The organism is Nocardioides sp., assembly GCF_024509035.1.
Taxonomy (GTDB): domain Bacteria; phylum Actinomycetota; class Actinomycetes; order Propionibacteriales; family Nocardioidaceae; genus Nocardioides.
This window is the reverse complement of record NZ_JANINT010000315.1, coordinates 1-944: the sequence shown is the minus strand read 5'-3', so window position 1 is coordinate 944 and position 944 is coordinate 1. Positions and strand designations below refer to the sequence as shown.

The window sequence follows — 944 nt, the reverse complement described above, 5'->3', positions numbered from 1 at the left end:
CTCGAGCTGGGCGGTCCGGGAGACCGGGTCGACGACCAGGTCACCGACGACCACCCGCGGGTCCTCGCGGACCGCGGGCGTCGTACGCCGCAGGACCGCGCGCACCCGGGCCATCACCTGCGCGGCGGAGAACGGCTTGATGAGGTAGTCGTCGGCGCCCGCGTCGAGGAGCCGGACGATCTCGCGCTCGTCGTCGCGGGCGGTCGCGACCACCACCGGCAGGTCGCTGCTCGCCCGGATCAGCGCGAGCACGTCGGCGCCGTCGAGGTCGGGGAGGCCGAGGTCGAGGACGACGGCGTCCGGGCGCTCGCTGGCGACGGCCTTGATCGCCTCGACCGCGGTCTCCACGGGTACGACGGTGGCGCCCTGCTCGGCCAGGCCGCGGGCCAGGGTGCGCCGGATGTCGGCGTCGTCCTCGACGAGCAGGTCACGGTACTGCCGGTCAGCCGCCGGCGCTGCCGGTCTGCGACCACGCGGCCTTCGCGCCGCTGTGGCCGATCCGCGCCACCTGCACGCCGGTGCCGAGCGCGGTGAGGACCGCGAGGACGCCGACGACCGCAACGATCGTGCGGGTCCGGTCCCGGAACTGCTCCGCCTCCGGGGTCGCGGTGCGGCGCCGGTCGAGCCACCAGTACGCCGCGGCGAACGCGAACAGCGCGACCGTGAACCAGATGAGCTGGTCGCCGATCTCGGCGTGCTCCTCGATGAGGTGGGTCTCCGGCAGCGAGTGCTCGAGGTTCTCCCCGGTCGCCGTCGACAGGGGGGTGAGGATCAACGCCACCAGGGCCAGCCCGGCCGGCAGCGGTCCGGCCCACGCCCGGAACCGGGGCACGAGCACCGCGCCGAGCACGGCGAGCACCGCGAGCGGCACCATCACGACGGTGGCGTGGACGATCAACGGGTGCAGCGGCAGGCCGAAGAACGTGGACGGCATGGAGCTCCTC

The 944-nt window shown here is 74.5% G+C and carries 2 protein-coding genes; both read right to left on the bottom strand.

The window, feature by feature from the left end; all coding sequences use genetic code 11:
* The coding region (locus Q0L15_RS19895; protein ID WP_296606350.1) for a response regulator transcription factor at positions 1-378 on the bottom strand (378 nt) is incomplete at its 3' end.
* A 64-nt stretch (positions 379-442) separates the two neighbouring features.
* Positions 443-944, bottom strand: a 502-nt coding sequence (locus Q0L15_RS19890) for a DUF2231 domain-containing protein (RefSeq protein WP_296606345.1), incomplete at its 5' end; no start/stop codon positions are given.